The 16,273-nt window shown below is 65.7% G+C and carries 14 protein-coding genes and 1 pseudogene; 4 read left to right on the forward strand and 11 right to left on the reverse strand.

The window, feature by feature from the left end; translation table 11 throughout:
- Positions 1–6: 6 nt before the first annotated feature.
- Both BKG60_RS00400 and BKG60_RS00405 read right to left on the reverse strand, forming a co-directional pair.
- Positions 7–936: an ABC transporter permease gene (locus tag BKG60_RS00400; protein WP_070185422.1), complete on the reverse strand. Its 930-nt coding sequence runs from the start codon at positions 934–936 to the stop codon at positions 7–9.
- A 5-nt stretch (positions 937–941) separates the two neighbouring features.
- Complete coding sequence (locus BKG60_RS00405; RefSeq protein WP_075908991.1) at positions 942–2,495, reverse strand: ABC transporter substrate-binding protein; 1,554 nt, start codon at positions 2,493–2,495, stop codon at positions 942–944.
- Between the two features lie 316 nt (positions 2,496–2,811).
- Between BKG60_RS00405 and BKG60_RS00410 the strand changes: the two genes are divergently transcribed.
- On the forward strand, positions 2,812–3,801 hold the full coding sequence (locus BKG60_RS00410) for a 2-hydroxyacid dehydrogenase (protein ID WP_075908992.1): 990 nt from the start codon (positions 2,812–2,814) through the stop codon (positions 3,799–3,801).
- A gap of 221 nt (positions 3,802–4,022) precedes the next feature.
- Here BKG60_RS00410 and BKG60_RS00415 read toward each other — a convergent pair whose 3' ends face one another.
- Positions 4,023–4,949, reverse strand: a complete 927-nt coding sequence (locus BKG60_RS00415; protein WP_070943855.1) for a LysR family transcriptional regulator — start codon at positions 4,947–4,949, stop codon at positions 4,023–4,025.
- A 205-nt stretch (positions 4,950–5,154) separates the two neighbouring features.
- Here BKG60_RS00415 and BKG60_RS00420 point away from each other — a divergent pair, with 205 nt between their 5' ends.
- Positions 5,155–6,816, forward strand: a complete 1,662-nt coding sequence (locus tag BKG60_RS00420; RefSeq protein WP_070943854.1) for an HNH endonuclease signature motif containing protein — start codon at positions 5,155–5,157, stop codon at positions 6,814–6,816.
- 84 nt (positions 6,817–6,900) lie between these two features.
- On the opposite strand, the pseudogene BKG60_RS32750 reads toward BKG60_RS00420, so the two are convergent.
- From BKG60_RS32750 to BKG60_RS00435, 4 genes and pseudogenes are all read right to left on the reverse strand, one after another.
- A pseudogene (locus tag BKG60_RS32750) lies at positions 6,901–6,975 on the reverse strand (DUF6632 domain-containing protein); the annotation flags it as partial.
- A gap of 79 nt (positions 6,976–7,054) precedes the next feature.
- Positions 7,055–8,314: a glucarate dehydratase family protein gene (locus BKG60_RS00425; RefSeq protein ID WP_070943853.1), complete on the reverse strand. Its 1,260-nt coding sequence runs from the start codon at positions 8,312–8,314 to the stop codon at positions 7,055–7,057.
- On the reverse strand, positions 8,314–9,237 hold the full coding sequence (locus BKG60_RS00430; RefSeq protein ID WP_070943852.1) for a 5-dehydro-4-deoxyglucarate dehydratase: 924 nt from the start codon (positions 9,235–9,237) through the stop codon (positions 8,314–8,316). Before BKG60_RS00430 ends, BKG60_RS00425 begins: the two co-directional genes overlap by 1 nt.
- Before the next feature lie 23 nt (positions 9,238–9,260).
- Entirely contained in the window at positions 9,261–10,859 is a 1,599-nt protein-coding gene (locus BKG60_RS00435) for an aldehyde dehydrogenase (NADP(+)) (RefSeq protein WP_070943851.1), read from the reverse strand.
- Between the two features lie 182 nt (positions 10,860–11,041).
- Between BKG60_RS00435 and BKG60_RS00440 the strand changes: the two genes are divergently transcribed.
- Positions 11,042–11,404 carry an STAS domain-containing protein gene (locus tag BKG60_RS00440; RefSeq protein WP_070943946.1) on the forward strand — a complete coding sequence of 121 codons (363 nt, stop codon included), beginning with the start codon at positions 11,042–11,044 and terminating at the stop codon, positions 11,402–11,404.
- Between the two features lie 33 nt (positions 11,405–11,437).
- A complete protein-coding gene (locus BKG60_RS00445; protein WP_070943850.1) occupies positions 11,438–11,881 on the forward strand; it encodes an ATP-binding protein in 444 nt (147 codons plus the stop codon).
- Here the strand turns inward: BKG60_RS00445 and BKG60_RS00450 are convergent.
- The 4 genes from BKG60_RS00450 to BKG60_RS00465 all read right to left on the reverse strand — a co-directional run bounded on the left by BKG60_RS00450 (position 11,854) and on the right by BKG60_RS00465 (position 16,191).
- Positions 11,854–12,297, reverse strand: coding sequence for a response regulator (locus tag BKG60_RS00450; protein WP_070943849.1), 444 nt, complete (start codon positions 12,295–12,297; stop codon positions 11,854–11,856). The two genes, BKG60_RS00445 and BKG60_RS00450, sit on opposite strands and share 28 nt — an antisense overlap.
- Positions 12,294–13,871 carry a sensor histidine kinase gene (locus tag BKG60_RS00455; RefSeq protein WP_070943848.1) on the reverse strand — a complete coding sequence of 526 codons (1,578 nt, stop codon included), beginning with the start codon at positions 13,869–13,871 and terminating at the stop codon, positions 12,294–12,296. Before BKG60_RS00455 ends, BKG60_RS00450 begins: the two co-directional genes overlap by 4 nt.
- A complete protein-coding gene (locus tag BKG60_RS00460; protein WP_070943847.1) occupies positions 13,868–15,079 on the reverse strand; it encodes a PP2C family protein-serine/threonine phosphatase in 1,212 nt (403 codons plus the stop codon). The genes BKG60_RS00455 and BKG60_RS00460 overlap by 4 nt, the downstream gene beginning before the upstream one ends.
- 143 nt (positions 15,080–15,222) lie before the next feature.
- Positions 15,223–16,191: a TerC family protein gene (locus BKG60_RS00465; RefSeq protein ID WP_070185954.1), complete on the reverse strand. Its 969-nt coding sequence runs from the start codon at positions 16,189–16,191 to the stop codon at positions 15,223–15,225.
- Positions 16,192–16,273 lie beyond the last annotated feature (82 nt).

Here is a 16,273-nt window from a genome sequence, read left to right on the forward strand (position 1 = left end):
GTACCCCTAGACCTTTGCCGGTTCCCGTACGCGTGCATCCAGCAGCGCGTAGCAGGCGTCGATGATGATGTTCAGCACGAAGATGCTCACCGCGGTGAGCAGGACGGCCGCCTGCAGGACGGCGAAGTCACGCTGCAGGATGGCGTCGATCATGAGCTTGCCGATGCCGGGCCAGCCGAAGATGGCCTCCACCACCACCGCACCGTTGATCAGACCGACCGCGAGATCGCCTGCCACCGTCAGCGCGGGTGCTGCCGCGTTGCGCAGCGCGTGGTGGCTGACCACTCGCAGATCGCCGGCGCCCTTGCTGCGGGCCAGCCTGATGTAAGGCGCCGAAAGTGCCGAGACCATGGCGCCTCGGACCACCTGGGTGAGTACGCCCAGCGGCCGGATCATCAGGGTGGCGATCGGCAGGATCCAGGACAGCATGCCATCGTCGGTGCCCGAGGTGGGCAGCCATCCCATCAGCACGGAGAACAGCCACACCCCGGTGATGGCGAACCAGAAATCGGGAATGCTGGCGGCGGTCATCGACAGGAGACTGGAGAACCGGTCGGCCAGCGAGTTGGGCCGGTAGGCCGCCCAGCATCCCACGATGACGGCGCCGATGATCGCCAGCAGCATGGTGGTGAAGGCCAGTTGCAGTGTCGCCGGGAAGGCCCGCAGGGCCATTGCCGATGCGGATTCACCTGTGCGCAGCGAGGTTCCGAAATCGAGGTGGATCACGCCCTTGAAGTAGTCGAGCAACTGGACGGCGAGCGGCCGGTCGAATCCGTGCTGATGGGCAAACGCCTCACGCTGGTCGGCGGTGGCGGACTCGGGCAGGTACAGGTTGGTCGGGTCGCCGGTGAGCCGGGCCAGCAGGAATACACCAAGCAGCACGATGATCAACGGGATGGCGCTGGTGTACATCCGGCGACGGAGGAAGGGGAACATCGGGCTCAGCTCCTGTCGGTGCGGTCGGTCGCAGCGGGCGTCATCTCCGAAAGCCGCATTTCGTCGCCGGTGGCGGAATTGGGCGTGTAGTCCACGCGCGGGGACTTGCCGAGAATGCCCTTCATGTGGGCGATGTAGGCGAACTGCATGATCTGTTGCGGTTCCTCGGCGAACAGTGTGGCGAACGCGTCCTGGCGGGCCTGGCCGGTGAGTGCTTCCGCGGCGCGGATCTTGGCGTCGAATTGCGGTGTGCCGTAGGCACTCTGTGGCCCTTCGGACAGCATGTACTGGTCCATGGTGAACGCGGCGTCACCGGCCTGGTTGCCATGCATGATCATCAGGAGATAAGGACCGGTATCCGCCGGGAAGGGCCTCAGCTGGTACTGCAACTGGCCGGCGGTGTCCATCATCTCGATCTTGACGTTGAGACCGATCTCGGCGAATTCACTCTGCAGCACCTCGATGGTCTCCGAAATCTTCGGGAACTGCGCGGTGCGGCCGATCAGCCGGATCTGGCGGTCCACCGGCACTCCGTCCGCCTTGGCCTCGGCGATCAGCTCCTTGGCCTTGTCGAGGTCGTGCGGCCACAACGGGAGGTGGTCGTTGTACCCGACGACACCGGACGGGATGAGCTGCGACGCCGGCTCCCCGAGCCCGCGGAACAGTGCTTTGACGATGCCGGTCCGGTTGACCGAGTAGTTGATGGCCTGCCGGACCCGGATGTCGTTGAGCGGCGCCTCTCCCGCCTGCATGCGCAGTGCGGTGGTCTCGTTGTTCTGGAACGGAACTCCCCGATCGCCGGCGCCGTCCTCGGGCCCGAGCGAGGTGGCGATGTCGGCCTCGTCGTTGGTGATCATGGCGGCGCGCACGCTGCCCTCGCTGCGCCACTGGTATTCGGCGCGGGCGAACGCCGGCTTGGCGCCCCAGTAGCGATCGTTGCGCTTGAGCAGCAGCTTCTGGCCGTACTCCCAGTCTTCGATCGCGTACGGGCCGGTGCCGATGGGCTCGCGCACCTTCTCGCTGAGGCTGGTTCCCGACGGCACAATCTCCACGAACGAGATACGTAGCGGCAGAATCGGATCCGGTTTCGGGGTGCCGATCACCACGGTGTTCTCGTCTGACGCCCTGACGTCCAGCCTGTCATCGCCGAACACGTAGCCGTCGACGTTGCACTGCAGATCGGAGTTCACCGCCCGGTCGATCGAATAGGCAGCGTCCCTGGCAGTGAACGGCGCACCGTCAGAGAAGGCGACCCCTTTGCGGATGTCGAAAGTCCATTGGTCGGGCGCGGTTTGGCGCCAAGCGGTGGCCAGCAGCGGTTGCAGGTCGCCGGTGTCGGGATCACGCTCGATGAGCGGTTCGGTGATGTTGGACCGCACCACGATGCCGGTGGACGTCAGCGAGCTCTCGCACGGCTCCAGAGTCGGCGGCTCCTGGGGGATGACGATCCGTAGGGTGTCGGGGTCGTAGCCGCCGTGCGCAGTGTTGGCGACGGTGCACCCTGCGGTGAGCGTGCAGGCGGCCAGAGCGACTGCCGAAGCGGCGATGGCTCGCCTCATGAATCCTCCAGGGTGTGATGTCCACGTATGTGGATGCCGGTTGTGACCGCAGACACACGCTAAGAACGGCCCGAGATGCTCGTCAACCCACTGAAATCGGCGGAAACGGTTCGCATCGGGGGTGCGCGCCCCATGGCGGGAACGGTGAAAAGGGAGACTGAGCTGCGAATTTGGCGAGTAGGGCAAGCCATCGATACGCCTGCAGCAATGCCGCAGAGACAATTATGCAGCTTGCGTATCAACCCATGCTATTTCCGTGTTGGACGGGTATTTGCAGGCAGGCTTACCGTAGCTGCATCCCGACCGAGGAGTACGTGTGCCCGATTCCGATTCCAGCCGCCGCGTCCTGCAGGTGGGTCCGCTCAAGCCGTCGCTCGCGGAAACGCTGCGGACCAGCTATGACGCCTTCGCGTTGCCCGACGGCCCCGAACGCGCGGCGTTCCTCGCCGAGCACGGCGCCACGATTGCCGCGGTGGTGACCTCGGGACGCACCGGTGTCGACGCCGAGCTGATGTCGGCGCTGCCCAATCTCGGCGCGGTGGTCAACTTCGGGGTCGGCTACGACACCACCGACGTCGAAGCTGCTGCCGCCCGAAACGTCATGGTCAGCAACACCCCGGATGTACTCAGTGACTGCGTGGCCGACACCGCCGTCGGATTGTTGATCGACACCATGCGGCAGTTCTCGGCCGCCGATCGTTACCTACGGGCCGGCCGCTGGATCAGCGACGGCAACTACCCACTGACCCATAAGGTTTCGGGAGCGCGCGTCGGCATCATCGGGCTGGGCCGGATCGGCCAGGCGATCGCCACCCGGCTCGTCGCATTCGGCTGCCCCATCAGCTACCACAATCGGCGTGAGGTCGCGGGTAGTCCGTACACCTACGTCACGTCGGCCGTCGAGCTCGCCCGGCAGGTCGATGCCCTGATCGTCGCCGCGGCCGGCGGCAGCGGGACGCGGCACCTCGTCGACCGGGATGTGTTGGACGCGCTCGGTCCCGACGGCTACCTGGTGAACATCGCCCGCGGCAGCGTCGTGGACGAACAAGCCCTTGTCGATGCGCTGACCGGAGGCAGGCTGGCCGGTGCCGGACTCGACGTGTTCACCGACGAACCGAATGCGCCCGAGGCACTGCTGTCGTTGGACAACGTGGTGCTGTTGCCGCACGTCGGGAGTGGAACCGTCGAGACTCGTGCCGCGATGGAGGCCCTCACCCTGGCCAACCTGGACAGGTTCCTGGAGACGGGCGACCTCGTCACTCCGGTGCCCATGCCGACTCCGGCCGGGTCAGGTCAAAGGGCCTAGCGGACGTTACAGCCGGTGCTCATGTTGTGACAGTGCGCGCCGGAACCGCATGAGCCGCAATGGCACCCGCAGGCGATCTTGGCCTGTGGTCTCACCACTGGTTGCGGCGGATAGTAGATGTCCCGGTCTCGGTCCCTGTTCGGGCGGTCGCGTCGTGGCATGGTGAGGACCTCCTCGAGGTCGGCGTCATATGCACATCAGGCTATGCCCGGATGGACCGTTCAACCGACGAAATCCTCGATGAGATCGTCGGTGGTCCACTCCCGTGGCGGCAGCACGTCGCGCAGTAGTCGCAGCAACGCAGGATTAGTACTGTCCCCACGCCAGACCGCATCCAATTCGACCGGCCGTTCCCGGAATGCGCCGATCGACCGGAACACCACTCCCTCGGGATGCATGGTGGCCGTCGATGCGGGCACCAGGGCGATGCCGATCCCGGAGCGCACCAGTACCAGCATGGTGTGCACCTGGGTGACGTACTGGACGTAGCGCGGTGTGGCGCCGGCGATGGTGAACGTGCTGATCAACAGTTCGTTGAAGTAGCGGGCCTGCACCGGGGAATACATCACCATGTCCTGGCCGTCGAGATCGTTGAGCGTGAGCTGACGGCGCACCTCGACCAGCGGATGCGCGGCCGGCAATGCGGCGATGAGCTGTTCATGCAGCAGCGGCCGGGATACCAGGCCGGGACGTTTGAGCGGTGGCCGCGCCATACCGAGATCCAGTTCGCCCGTCATGAGCGCTTCGATCTGGGCGGCCGTCACCATCTCCCGCAACTCGAGTGTTACGTCGGGCATCTGTTGCCGTGCAGCATCGAACAGCCTGGGCAACACCGGGTGCGCCGACGCCGCGGTGAATCCAATCACCACGGTCCCGAGATCGCCTGCGGGAACACGTTTTACATTGAGTGCCGCCCCCTCGGCCAACTGCAGGATACGGCGGGCATCGGGCAGGAATGCCACGCCCGCGGGCGTCAGCGTGACCGACCGGGTGGTGCGGTCGATCAGACTCACCCCGAGTTCGCTCTCCAACTGCTGAATCTGGCGGCTCAGGGGCGGTTGGGTCATGTGCAGCCGTTCGGCGGCCCGGCCGAAGTGCAGTTCCTCGGCGACGGCGATGAAGCACGACAGCCTCGACAGCGAGAACACCGGTGCAGCCTATCGGCCAATGTCGTGATAAATGCCCGAACCGCATGAATATGCCCGACAGATTACTTAGCTGCGCATTTAATTGCATGACCATCCTGTGACCACCCCGAGGACGCCGCCAAGATTTGCCCGCCTAGCGAGCGACAATTCAGCGACAACCCGGAAAACGTTGCCCGCCTGTTTGTTCAGGACTATTATAGAATATATGTTCGAATTGCTTGATCGGCCGGCGCTCGGTGTATTCACCGACGCCGCGCTGATCGACACCCTCGAACACCACACCCGCGCCGAAGCCATCGAAGCCGCCGCACGCCTGTCCGTCATCGCCGAGGTCGTGGCCCGGCACTGCGACGACGAAGACGACGCCTCCGCCTACCGCGCTATCGACGGCTGGGAAACCGCGGCCGCCGCCATCAGCGCCGCCTGCAACCTCAGCCGCGGCGCCGCCTCCGCCCAGATGCGCATCGCCCAAGCCTTGCGCGAACGCCTCCCCAAAGTCGCCGCCGTCTTCGCCCGCGGCGACATCTCGGCAAAAATCATCTCTACCATCACCTGGCGCACCCAACTCATCAACGACGACGAAGCGCTGCAACTCGTCGACGCCGCCCTGGCCGGCGCCGCAACGACGTATGGTGCCCTGACCGCCACCAAAACCGAACAAGCCATCGATGTCTGGGTGGAGAAGTTCGACCCCGCCGCCGTGCGCAGAACCCGCACCGCCGCCCGCGATCGCGACATCCACTTCGGCGACCCCGACGACCCCAACGGCACCGTCTCGATCTGGGGACGACTGCTGGCCACCGACGCCGCCCTGCTCAAAAACCTGCTAACCCACATGGCCCGAGGCGTCTGCGACGACGATCCCCGCACCGTGGGACAGCGCCGCTCCGACGCGCTGGGCGCCATCGGTGCCGGAGCCAACTACCTCACTTGCCAATGCGGCAACCCGGACTGCCAAGCCGCCGGAGTCGACCCCCGCTCCCGCGCCGTCGTCATCCACCTCCTCGCACAAACCCTGCCCGAGCCGGCCGCTGAAACCACAACCGACACCGAGGACGACAACGGTCTCGAGGACCGCGACAGTAGCGAAAACAGAAACGACGCTGCCGACCACTCACTCGGGCATGAAGTCGACGACAACACCGAGCCTGAAACCGCCGTGGAACCACCCAAGGCGACACCCACAAACCCGATGCAACCACCCCGGGACCCGCGCATCCACGGTGCACCTCCCCTCGGCGACTACCGCAAAGACCGCACACCCGCCGTAACCGGACCTCCCGCAGTCATCCTCGGCGGCGGAATCGTGCCCGCACCCCTGCTCGCCGAGCTCATAGCCACCGGCGCCGCCGTCAAACCCATCTCCGGGTCCGACGACCTCACCACCGAAACCCGCTACCGACCCTCAGCAAAACTGGCCGCCTTCATCCAAATGCGCGACCTCGTATGTATGTTCCCCGGCTGCGGGGTCTCCGCCACCAACTGCGACCTCGACCACTCCACCCCGTGGCCGGCCGGAGCCACCCACCCCGGCAACCTCGGCCCGAAATGCCGAACCCACCACCTGCTCAAAACTTTTCACACTGGCGAAAACGGCTGGACCGACATCCAACACCCCGACGGCAGCCACACCTGGACCTCACCCACCGGCCACACCTACCACACCACACCCTTCAGCCAAATCCTGTTCCCCGACTGGGCCACCCACAGTCCAGCCCCACCCACAGCATCCACACCAACCACAACCACCACCGACCGGCACCTCAAAATGCCGCTCCGCCAACAAACCCGCCAACAAACCCGCACCCAACGCATCAATACCGAACGCAGACTCAACACCGAACTCGACAAGCCTCCGCCCTTTTAGGCGGGCTCGTGTCCGATTCCGGCAGCCCGGACCTGTTGCCGCCAATACGACGGCGGCGATGAGCAGAGTGGGAACGTCACCTCACAGATGCCCCAAGTGATGGCCGTCCCCGAACGACTGCACAGCCATGATCGCCGCGTGCACGACGCTGGAGACCACGAGGGCGATCTGGAGTAGGCGGTAGCTGCGTGAAGGTTCCAATGGCGCGCTCCCGGATGGTTGGATCTCCAGGATCGCACTACCAGCGCGGGCTGACGGCCTCGAATGACGGATCGACCGTGCGCATGTAACCGGTGTCGTCGCGGTCGGTGATCCCGCAGCGCACGTACTGCTCGTGCAGCGCAGCCAACGCGTCGTCGTCGATCTGCACGCCGAGTCCGGGGCCGGTCGGCACCGGCACCGATCCGGCGCGGAACTCGAGAGCGCCGGGTCGCACCACGTCTTCGGTCTTCCACGGCCAGTGGGTGTCACAGGCGTAGGTGAGATTCGGCGTGGCGCCGGCCAGATGCACCATCGCGGCCAGGCTGATGCCCAGATGCGAATTGGAGTGCATGGACAACCCCAGCCCGAAGGTGTCGCAGATGCCGGCCAGCAGCCGGGAGCGCTGCAGCCCGCCCCAGTAGTGGTGATCGGAAAGCACCACGCGCACCGAGCCTTTCGCCACGGCAGGCGCGAGCTGTTCGAACGCCACCACGCACATGTTGGTGGCCAACGGCATCGACGCCTGTGCAGCCACGTCGGCCATACCGTCCAACCCCGGAGTCGGATCCTCCAGGTACTCGACCACCCCGGACAGTCGCGCTGCCACCTTCAACGACGTCTCGGGAGTCCAAGCGGCATTCGGATCCAGCCGCAGCGGATGGTCGGGGAACGCGGCCCGCAGTGCCTCGATCGCGGCGGCCTCTTCCTCCGGCCGGAACACTCCGCCCTTGAGCTTGATAGCGGTGAAACCGTATTCGTCCACGATGCGGCGAGCCTGGGCCACGATGCCGTCCGGGTCGAGCGCCTCGCCCCAGCCGTCGGGCCCAGCACCGGGGTGACCGGCCCACTTGTAGAACAGATAGGCGCTGAACGGCACCGCATCACGCACCGCACCGCCGAGCAGATCCGACACCGGCCGGCCGGTGGCCTGGCCCGCGACGTCGAGGCACGCCACCTCGAACGGCGAGAACACCTGGTCGACCGCACTGGCGGTGGTGATCATGCCGGCGGTCCCGACCGCTGCGGTGTCACCTTGCAGTACCCGGGCAATGGCCGCACGGATAGCGTTGAGCGCAAACACATCCTGCCCGACTATCGCATCGGCGGCGGCGCGGAGGCGCTCCAGGTGCCGGGTGTCGGCGTACGTCTCGCCGAGTCCGGTCAGGCCCGCATCGGTGTCCAGTTGAATGATCGCCCGCAGCGCGAACGGCTGGTGCACGCCGACGGTGTTGAGCAACGGCGGGTCGGCGAACGCAACGGGAGTGATGCGCGCGCCGGCGATGCGGACCGCCGGCATCAGTGCACCAGGGCGTCGGCCAGCACCGCGCGACCGGCCGCCAGGATGCGTTGCAGCTCAGCGATATCGTCGGGCGTGGCATCGACCAACGGGGGGCGTACCGGCCCGGCGGGGATCCCCTCCATGCTGACCCCGGCCTTGATCAACGAGACCGCGTAGCCGGGAACGGTGTCCCGCAGGCGCACCAGCGGATGGAAGAACTCGCGCGTCAGGGCCGCGATCAACGGCTCGTTGCCGGTCTCCAGAGCTTGATAGAAGGCGAGTGCGACGTCGGGCGCGAATGCGAAAGTGGCCGACGAGTACAGCGTGACGCCGATTGCGCGGTAAGCCTGCTGCGACACCTCGGCGGTGGGCAGCCCGTTGAAGAACTGGAACGGCTTGCCGAGCGGCTCCAGTGCATCGGTGACAGCGCGCACGATACGCGACACTTGATCGAGATCGCCTGTGCCGTCCTTGAATCCGACGACGTTGGGCAGCTGGGCGACCTCGACGGCCGACACCTCGGTGTAGCGGGCGTTGTTGCGGTTGTAGACCACGACGGGAAGGTCGGTGACCGTGCTGACCTCACGGGTGTAGGCCACGAGTCCGGCCTGTGGCATCTCGACCAGGTACGGCGGCAGCAGCAACAGTCCGTCGGCGCCTGCTTCGGCGGCCACCTGGGCGAAGGCCTTGGCCGCTGCGATCGAGCCGCCCGCTCCGGCGTACACCGGGACCCGGCCGCCGACGGTCTCGACGGCGGTACGCACCACGGTGCGCATTTCCTCGGGGTCGAGAGCATGGAATTCTCCAGTGCCGCAGCCGATGAACACGCCACCGGGTCCGGCGTCGACGCCCTTGGCTACGTGCTGCGCGAGCAGGTCCACATCGACCTCACCGGCAACGGTGAGTGGGGTTACCGGGAAGAACAGGACACCGTCAAGCATGTGTACTCCTTGATTGGATCAGGTCAGTCTTGGGTGAGATTGCCGTCGATACGGCGCCACAGGCCGTCCGGGTTTCCGTCGGCAATGGCACTGGGCAGCAGGGATTTCGGGGCGTCCTGATAGCACACCGGCCGCAGGAATCGCTCGATGGCACGCGCCCCCACCGAGGTGGTGCGCGAATCCGAAGTGGAGGGGAACGGCCCGCCGTGCACCATGGCATGGCCGACCTCGACGCCGGTGGGCCAGCCGTTGAACAGGATTCGTCCCGCCTTGAGCTCGAGGACGTCCAGCAGTTCACCTGCCTGACCGTGGTCGGACTCGTCGGCGTGGATGGTGGCGGTCAGCTGGCCCTCCAGGCTGTCGGCGAGCCGCAGCATCTCGGCGGCGTCCGAGCACCTGACGACAACGCCGGAGGCGCCGAACACCTCGGACCGCAACGCCGCCGAGCCCAGGAAGGTGGGAGCGTCCGTGGCGAACAGTGCGGCACGGCACGGTGCCGCCGGGGCGTCGGCCTCCGAGCCGCGGGCGATCAGCGCCGCCTCGGCCTCCAGCGCCGCAACTCCACCGCGGAAGTTGTCGGCGATGCCCGTGGTCAGCATCACGGTCGGGGTACTGGCCGTGACCGCTTCGCGTGCCGCGGCGACGAAGGTTTCCAGCTCGGGCCCATCGACCCCGATGACCAGACCGGGGTTGGTGCAGAACTGTCCGGAGCCCAGCGTCAGCGATCCGACGAAGGCCCGGGCCAACTCGGCACCGCGGTCAGCCAGTGCACCGCCGAGTAGGAACACCGGGTTGACGGCACTCATCTCGGCATACACCGGGATCGGCTCGGGACGAGCTGAAGCGGCTGCGACCAATGCCATGCCGCCTGCACGGGAACCGGTGAATCCGACCGCCTTGATCCGGGGATCGGTGACCAGTGCGGTGCCCAGTTCCGGGCCGAAGCCGTACAGCAGGGAGAAGATCCCGGCCGGCAGCCCGGACGACGCGACGGCCTCGGTGATGGCACGCCCGACGAGTTCGGAGGTGCCGGGGTGGGCATCGTGGGCCTTGACCACGACGGGACAACCGGCAGCCAGCGCGGATGCGGTATCGCCGCCGGCCACCGAGAAGGCCAGCGGGAAGTTACTGGCACCGAACACCGCGACGGGGCCGAGTGGCACGCTGCGCTGACGGATGTCCGGACGTGGCAGTGGGGTGCGGTCCGGCTGCGCGGGGTCGATCCGGGCCTGGTTCCAGCCGCCCTCGCGCAGTACTGCGGCGAACAACCGCAGTTGGCCGGCGGTACGCCCGACCTCGCCGGTCAGCCGCGGCCGGGGCAGGCCGGTCTCGAGATGTGCCCGGTCCACCAGGGCGTCACCGAGCGACTCGAGGTTGGTCGCGATCGCCTCCAGGAACTGTGCCCGTGTCTCGATCGGGGCCGACCGGTACGGCGAGAAGGCGTCGGCGGCGGCGGCGCAAGCGTCCTCGACATGGGAGCGGTCGCCGTATGCATACGCGGGTTCGATGGGGCTGCCGGTTTGCGGGTCGATGCCCCGAATCTCGTTGCCGGCGCCGCGTACCGGTGCGCCCGCGATCAACATCTGCCCGGTCAGGTCTGTTGTCTGCACCGTGGTTGCCATACTGGCACCGTACGGTGATCGATAAATACATGTCCAAGTCAAGTTTGCGGCACACTGATGCACTATCAGTATCAGTTGGGCCGACATGGATCTCCAATACAGGGCGCCCCCAGCGATCGCGGTTTACACCGTTATCATTTGTCGACGTCTCCATAGGCGCACGAATCACGTCGGAGGTGACGATGACTAGCCAACCGGACCCGGCAAGCTGCTCGGCGGAAGAGAGCCGTGTCGGTGACATCGGCCTGGTGACAGTGACCGGAACGGTCGACATGCTCACCGCACCGAAACTCGAAGAGGCAATCAACTCGGCCGTCAAGAGCTCGCCGGCGGCCGTGGTTGTCGACTTGAGCGCGGTGGAGTTCCTGGCGTCAGCCGGAATGGGTGTGCTGGTGGCGGCACGGGAACAGCTGGGCGACGCGGCGCGGTTCGCGGTGGTCGCCGACGGACCGGCGACCAGCCGGCCGCTCAAGCTGGTGGGGATCACCGAAGTCGTCGAGTTGTTTGCGACACTCGACGAGGCATTGGCCGCACTGAAGACATAACACCGGCGACGACGGGGTAGCCAACGGGTCGACATGACGAACGCAGGCCAGTCAGCTCACTTCACGAAGCATGTCACCGCTGCCCCCGAAGAGGCGGCGCAGATGCGCCGTGAGTTCACCAGTTGGCTGAGCACGCACCTCACCCTCGACTCGACCAAGGCCAGCGATGTCGTGCTGGCCGTGAACGAAGCATTGGCAAACGCCGCGGAGTTCGCCTACGTGGATGCCCCGGCGCCCGGGGTGATGCACCTGAGCGCCGATTACGACAGCGACGCAGCGGTACTGACGGTCACCGTCACCGATGAGGGCGCGTGGCGGATCGCCCAGACCGACCACAAGAACCCGGCCCGTGGCCGTGGGATCCCGCTGATGCGGGCACTCACGGACCGGGCCGTCATCGACTCGAACCACGCGGGCACCGAAGTCCGCCTGCAGTGGGACCACATCGATCAGAACTGCGGGAGCCGCACCACCTGAACGAAGAACTCGTCGATCTGACGGACCGCACTCATGAACTGGTCGAGGTCAACGGGTTTGGTGACGTAGGCATTGGCATGCAGCTTGTAGCTGCGCAGGATGTCCTCTTCGGCCGACGAGGTGGTCAGCACCACGATCGGAATGTGGCACAGGTCATCGTCCGACTTGATCTTCTCCAGCAGCTGCCTGCCGTCGTACTTCGGCAGGTTGAGGTCGAGCAGGATCAGGTCCGGCCGCGGCGCACCTTCGAAGGCGCCGCGCCGGTACAGAAAGTCCAGGCCTTCCTCACCGTCCCGGGCCACGTGCAGGTTGTTCTTGATCTTGTTGTGTTCGAACGCTTCCCGAGTGATGAGCTCGTCACCGGGATCGTCCTCGACCAACAGGATGTCAATCGCTCGGCTCTCCGATGATGTCATTCAGACGTTCCTTCCAACTGCGCTTCTGGGACACCGTTGGGCACGGTGGTGGGTGTTGTGGGCAAGGTGAACATGAATTTGGTGCCGCTGGTATAGGTCGTGTCGATCCAGATCGAACCGCCGTGGTGTTCGACGATCTTCTTGCACAACGCCAAGCCGATACCCGTTCCGCTGAAGGCATCGCGACCGTGCAAACGCTGGAATATGACAAAAACCTTGTCCACGAACTCCTCGCTGATCCCGATGCCGTTGTCCGAGACGCTGAATACCCAGTTGTCGGCCAGTTCATCCGTACCGTCCCGGCAGTCGATCACGATGCGGGGCGCCACACCGTCCCGGCGGAACTTCACGGCATTGCCGATCAGGTTCTGCCACACCATCGCCATCAGCGTGGGATCTCCGTCGATGGAAGGCAACGGCTCACCGGGCCGCTGGATCTCGGCACCCGATTCGGCGATCGCGGTGGACAGGTTGTTCAGCGCGACGTCGAGTGCACCATTGAGGTCCACCTCGGTGTGAGTGGCGTTGAGCCGCCCCACCCGGGAGAAGGTCAGCAGGTCGTTGATCAGTACCTGCATGCGCTTGGCGCCGTCGACCGCGAAGCCGATGTACTCGATACCGCGCTCGTCGAGTTTGTCGCCGTAGCGTCTCTCCAGCAGCTGGCAGAACGAGGCGACCTTCCGTAGCGGCTCCTGAAGGTCGTGCGATGCCACATAGGCGAATTGCTCGAGTTCGGCGTTGGAGCGACGTAGCTCCTCGGCCTGCTGATCGAGAGCCGCCTCGGCCGACCGGGACGCCTCGAGTTCCTCGACGACGCGTTGGCGCATGTCCTCGACATCGGTGGCAATCGCCCGAATATCTTTGGGCCCCTTCGGAACGATTCGTTCGGCGAAGTTACCCTCTGTGATCCTGCGGCACGATGCCGCGAGCGTGGCCAGCGGGCGGGTGACGGCACTACGCACCAGAACCGTCATCAACACCGCCATGGCGAAGAAGGCCACGACCATCGCCATCACCACGCCGTCGCGCCACCTCCGAACGTCGGCCAGTGCGTCGACAACACCCTGCCTGGCCTGGCTGAGATGGGCATTCTGTACGTCGAAAAGCTCACGCAGACGGTTGAACTCGTCTTTGTCGCGATCCGCGGTTCCGGCGTCGAGGATCGCCGGCCGACGCACCGCGACGCTGTCGACGAGAGGTTCGACGTAGGTGGATCGCCATGCCGCGGCGGCGTTCTCGATCGCGTCAAGGTCGGACAACAGACCGGCGTGGCCGGCCAGATAGCTGCGGAGCTCTTCGGCCGCAGCCGCTTCGGCACGCCGGCCGGCACGATAGGGCTCGAGGAACCGGGGGTCTGCGGCGATCGCATAGCCGCGAACGGCCGTCTCTTGGTCGCGTAGCGCCCCTTGCAGCTGATAGGCGGCCACCCGGGCCGGTTGCACGTCGTCGATCAGCTCACGGGTTACCGCGTCAGTCCGGCCCACCAGGGCGATGCCGGCGATCGCGCCGGTCAGCACGATCACGCACATCACCGACACCAGCAGGTTCTGCCAGCCTTGGACCGTGAGCTTCATACCGCGGACCGCTCCACCCTGATCAGCGCGATGTCGTCGCTCAGACCACCGTGCGGACGCGCTCGGGATTCCACGTCGTCGATGAGTGCGGCGACGAAGTCGCGCCCCGGCAGGGCCGCAACGGAGTTGGCCAGCTCGAGCAGGCCCTCTTCGCCGAGGCGCTCGCCACCGTGCCCCGAATACCCCTCGAACAAGCCATCGGTGAGCAGGAGCAACCCGTGTCCTTCGGGCAACTCCAGTCTGTTGACCGGCCACTCGGTGGCCCCCAGGCCGAGCGCGGCGCCCGCGGTGGGCTCGATCCAGCGCACCGCATTGTCACCGTGTACCAGCAGACCCGGATGCCCGGCGCGGACCACGTCGAACTGCCCGCTGTCGGGGTCGAGCGCCACGCTGAGCAGGGTCGCGAAGATTCCCGGTCCATGGCGTTCGGTGGTCAGGATGCGGTCCAGCTGACGCATCCGCTCGTTTCCCCGCAGACCGGCGAATGTCAGTGCACGCCAACCGATCCGCAGCGCCACTCCGAGCGCGGCCTCGTCGGGACCGTGACCCGCGACATCGCCCATCATCACGTGCACGGTCCGATCGGGTGTCTGCACGATGTCGTAGAAATCCCCGCCGAGCAGCGCTTCCCGCCTACTCGGCAGCGACTTGGTGACGATCTCGACACCCGGATCGTCCAACAGCAGTGGGGACGGCAGCAGACCGCGCTCCAGTCGCGCGTTCTCCCGTTCACGCAGCTTGCTGGCATGCAGGTCCACCGCCGTCAGCTCGGCGCGTTTGCGCTCGATGGAATAGACCACCGCACGCCGCAGCATCTCCGGCTCGACCCGCCCCTTGACGAGGTAGTCCTGTGCGCCCGAAGCGACCGCGGAAACGCCGAAATGCTCGTCGTTCAAACCGGTGAGCACGATCACCGGAACAGCGGGATCCAGCAGGCCCAACCGGTGCAGCGCATCAATGCCTTGGGCGTCGGGAAGATTCAGGTCGAGCAGGACGCAGTCGGGGTGATCGTCGATCAACGCGCGCTCGGCAGCCGCCATGGACTGCACCCACACCAGGTCGATATCGGCAGTGTCGGCTACGTCGGCGATCTGTTCTTCGACCAGCAGCGCGTCACCGCGGTCGTCCTCGACCAGCAACAAAGACAAGCGTCGCCCCAACGCCGGGCCGGCGAGGGTGGCAGAGGGATACGGTTGCTCCGCGCGCATGGGATCACGTCCTTCACTCAACTGAAGCCACCCCGGTCGCGCTGACCCTCTGCTTTAGTGACGACGTCCTTGAGACTACCTATGCGTACGCGTCAATACTCCCGCGACCGATCAATCCAGCACTGGTCCAGAAAGCCAACGGACTACCGGGCGTCACGCACCCGGGTCTTGTACAGACTCGCGACGGTGGTGACGGCCAGGGTCACGACGATCACGCCGAGGCTGGCCAGCGTCGGGATCTCCGGAACGTGCACCGGTTCGCCACCGTTGATGAACGGCAACTCGTTCTCGTGCAACGCGTGCAGCACCAACTTCACGCCGATGAAGGCCAGGATGAACGCCAGCCCCTGCGACAGGTAGACGAGCCGCTTGAGCAGGTCTCCCAGCAGGAAGTAGAGCTGACGCAGACCCATCAGCGCGAACACGTTGGCGGTGAACACCAGGTACGGCTCCTGGGTCAGCCCGTAGATCGCGGGGATCGAGTCCAGCGCAAACAGCAGGTCGGTGGTGCCCAGAGCCACGATCACCAGGAACATCGGCGTCATCAGCCGCGTGCCGTTCTCGTGAATCCACAGCTTGAGGCCATCCCATTTGTCGGTGGTGCGCAGGTGCTTGCGGGCGAAGCGCACCACCCCGTTGTCGCCGTCGTCGTCGTGGTCGGTATCGCGAACCAGGTTGATCGCGGTGTAGACCAGGAAGGCGCCGAAGATGTAGAAGACCCAGGAGAACTGGTTGATGGCCACCGCACCCAGTGCGATGAAGATGCCGCGGAAGATCAGCGCCAGGATGATGCCGACCAGCAGGGCCTGCTGCTGGTAAACCCTGGGCACCTTGAAGCTGGCCATGATGATCAAGAAGATGAACAGGTTGTCCACCGAGAGTGAATATTCGGTGAGCCAGCCGGCAAAGAACTCCAGCCCGAACTGGCTGCCGTGGAACATCCACACGAACACGCCGAACGCGACGGCCAGGCCGATGTAGACCGATAGTGCGGTCGCGGTCTCGCGGGTGCTGGGTTCGTGCGGGCGCCGCCCGATCACGACGACGTCGAACAGCAGAACGGCAATCGTCACCGCCAGGGTGATGATCCATTCCAGCTGGCTTACCTGCATCGAGATTCCTCCGGTCGTCACAACGCCGGAGGTCTCTTCCACCGGAAACACGCACCGGCCCGCGACACCGATCGATCGATTG

The sequence above is a fragment of the Mycobacterium syngnathidarum genome (assembly GCF_001942625.1).
Taxonomy (GTDB): Bacteria; Actinomycetota; Actinomycetes; order Mycobacteriales; family Mycobacteriaceae; genus Mycobacterium; species Mycobacterium syngnathidarum.